We start from the raw sequence: 3,135 nt of genomic DNA, 5'->3' as shown, positions 1-3,135 counted from the left end.
AGATGGATGACATCATTCACTTGACCATGCTCGGCACCACCCTGGAGGGCGAAAAAGTCGAAGTCACCGCCCTGCCCCAGACCGTCGACAATATCCCGCATAACTACGAGTTCAAGCTGTCCATTGCGGCCGTGCGCAAACTGGTCAATACCCAGGTCAGTTTCTTCTATCGGCTGGAACGCAGCGGCAGCAGTGACCCGTTACGCTCAAAAGGGCAGTTTGTACAAGTCACCGGCGCAGCCCACCGCCTGGCCGCACCGATCATCGAAGAAGCCGAGGGTGACTTCATCGATCCCACGAAGACCCCCATCAACGTCCGCATTCCGTTCGATCCGGCCATCGAGTACGGCATGGGCATTGAGCTGTTCCTGTTGGGTAAACGTCCGGACGGCAGCACCTTCCTGCCTGAGTTGGAGTGGCACATTCCCGAGGAGGATGAAGTCGAGAATCCCGAAGGTTTTGTCATCACCGTCGATGACTACAACCTCAAGCTCCTTGACGGCGGAACCCTGAAGGGGTGGTACGACCTGCTGATAGCCGAGGGCGACGAGATCCTCAGACGCGAGTCGCTGCACACGAAATTGCTCAATGTGGGTGAACCGAAATTCGAGCTGGACGCACCCATTGTCCTCGGGGTGGCGAACGGCTTCCTCGACCCGGCCACACTGCCCGGCGGTACCAGTAGACTGACCATCCCCAGGCCTGTGGTGAAGCCATGGGTAGCCAACGACGAGGCCACCTGGAAGTGGGTGGGCGACATCTCCGGCGAGGAACCCGGGTCCCGCACATTCAATGCCGTAACCGCCCAGCAAGACTGGGTCATCAACCTGGACGCCGCCTTCGTCGCCCAACACATCGAACCGAACCGCGGCGGCAAGATCACCGTCCGCTACCAGCTCTGGCGCCATGCCACAAATGAGACCAGCCTCTCGAATCCATTGGTGTTCACCGTGGGCGTCGCGCTGGAACTGCTCGCCCCCTCTATCAAGGAGAACAACGGCGACAGCGCACTCAACCCGCTGCTGGTCAGGGACACCTTGACCATCGTGGTGCCGGACAACACCGCGTTGCTGCCAAACCATGAAATCAGCGTCACCTGGACTGGCGCTGACGGCACGCCGGCCGGTGGGTCGCACACCTCAGCGCCGCGTGCGGTAAGCGAAGGGCTTGAGTTTGCGATCCCCAACAGCGTGGTGGCGTTCAATCTGGGTAAGCGGGTAAAAGTCTCCTACGTCGTCATCATTGATGGTCATCCAACACCGTCCCGGGTATTTGACCTGACGGTGCAAGCAATGCCGCAGAGCGCGCTGGCCAGCCCCACCATCGAGCAGGCCGACAACGACGGCGCCGGCCCGGAACTGCATACCGGCAACCTGACCCAAGCTTCCGTACGCATGGGTGACTGGCCGCTGATCGCCCTCGGCCAGTACGTCTGGTTGCGCTTGCACGGGACCAATGCCGACGGCAGCGCCTACCTGCGCGAGATCTGGAGCGCGCCGACGGCCGGCACCACCCCCGACTGGATTGCTGACCGGTTCTTCACTGCTCCGCTTCCAGCCGATGAGCTCAAAGCTCTGCAGGATGGCAGCGATCTGGAATTGGCGTTCAAAGCGGCGCTTGGTCAGAGCACGGTGGAGAGTGAGGCGGTGGCGTTTCCAGTGCGCACTTATACGATCAAAGCGATTGAGGATGTGCGGCCAGAAATTACCGGATCGAAAGACTCCAAAGGGAATGAGATTCTCCCGGGCGGCACGACTGGCGACACCTCGATCACGCTTGAGGGCACCGCAGCTGTAGGGCAGGAAGTGGAAATCTTCGACGGTGCTACCTCCACTGGCAAAAAGCCCAAGGCCGATGACAAAGGTATATGGACTGTTGAACTGACCGGGCTGACACGTACGAAGCATGTGTTCAAAGCCAAGGCGTTGTATGGCAGCGGAACGGAGTCGGAAGAGTGGACGTTGACTGTGGCCGATCTCGTTGACCTCGTTGAAGACTTTCAGTCATATCCACGGGAAAAACTAGTCGAGCACCCAGGTGAATCCCTCGAGGGAACGCACACCAAAGTAACGATGATTACAAGCAACGGGAATTGGGAAAGGAGACATAGGATTGGGGCGAGCAATAGTCCGGGGTATGCTTTGTGGAGTTATCTTTCGCCCCTTTATGCTCCAGGCTTAATGACGTACTCCTTAGCGCTGAACCATGGGAGCGCCAAGAGTGCGAAAATAATAGGGAGGGTTGTCAACTCCTTCGGACATCTTTTTCACGTCCAGCTTGAGTTCTTACAGAGAAATGAAGTGGTGGGCTTAACAGTGCTCTACATCGGCGATGGCGAAAGTAATATTGTGAGGGAAGTAGCCCCAATTAACGGCGAAGCGTTCGACACAATCAAATTCGTGATGGAGTCCGAAGCAAGTGATGCCCACCAGCAGCTTTTGCTGACGTCAGTCTCTTTCAAAAGCTAATAAACCTGTCGCTTTGAACTCAGAGATGTTAGGGCGCGGGTGAGCAGTAAGCGGGATAAGGGTGAGCGGGCTCACGCCTGCAATGGATCTTTGCCGGACACATAACCTGTGACTAACGCAGATCCACTGTGGGAGCGGGCTTGCTCGCGAAGAGGCCAGAACTGTCAGCACCTATTCCTTGGGCACAACATTATCCAGCACCTGATTCACCGCCAACTCCCCCAGCATCACCACCTGCGCAATGCCCAACACCGTATTACGACTCGGCCCCTCCAGCGTGCCGGCGAAATCACCGAGCATGACCGTGGCCGAGGCCAGGGATTCGCAGGCGTTGGCCAGCAGGGATTCGGTATCGGTTTGTGGGTTGACCAGGAACATGCTGCTGGGGGTGTAGGGTGTGGCCATGATTTGCGCGGGTGCGAGGTAATGGTCGAGGGCGCGTTCGGCGGCTTCGTGGAGTTTTCTGGAGTTGAGGGATTCGTAAGGCGATACCGATTCTGTGACTGGCGGATTGGGTGGGGTTTCGGGCATCAGATGGAACTCCGATCAAGGTACTTTGGAAGAATGACTCCCTGTAGGAGCTGCCGAAGGCTGCGATCTTTTGATCTTGTTTTTTAAAAGCAACATCAAAAGATCGCAGCCTTCGGCAGCTCCTACAGGGGGGGGC

Annotated in this window: 1 protein-coding gene and 1 pseudogene; one reads left to right on the top strand and one right to left on the bottom strand. The window is 57.7% G+C overall.

Annotated elements, in window-relative coordinates:
• Positions 1–2,468, top strand: a pseudogene (locus QMX91_RS30145) (hypothetical protein); the annotation flags it as partial.
• Between the two features lie 171 nt (positions 2,469–2,639).
• On the opposite strand, the gene QMX91_RS30140 reads toward QMX91_RS30145, so the two are convergent.
• A complete protein-coding gene (locus QMX91_RS30140; protein ID WP_282413836.1) occupies positions 2,640–2,999 on the bottom strand; it encodes a DUF6124 family protein in 360 nt (119 codons plus the stop codon).
• Between the last annotated feature and the right edge of the window lie 136 nt (positions 3,000–3,135).

This window comes from Pseudomonas sp. PS01299 (assembly GCF_029960145.1).
GTDB classification, from domain to species: domain Bacteria; phylum Pseudomonadota; class Gammaproteobacteria; order Pseudomonadales; family Pseudomonadaceae; genus Aquipseudomonas; species Aquipseudomonas putida_A.
Note: the sequence above shows the minus strand (reverse complement) of the source record. Positions and strands in the feature narration are given on the sequence as shown.

What these genes read in the sequence shown, in the direction of transcription:
- QMX91_RS30140 (WP_282413836.1), bottom strand. Translation starts at nt 2,999, where the DNA reads ATGCCCGAAACCCCACCCAATCCGCCAGTCACAGAATCGGTATCGCCT.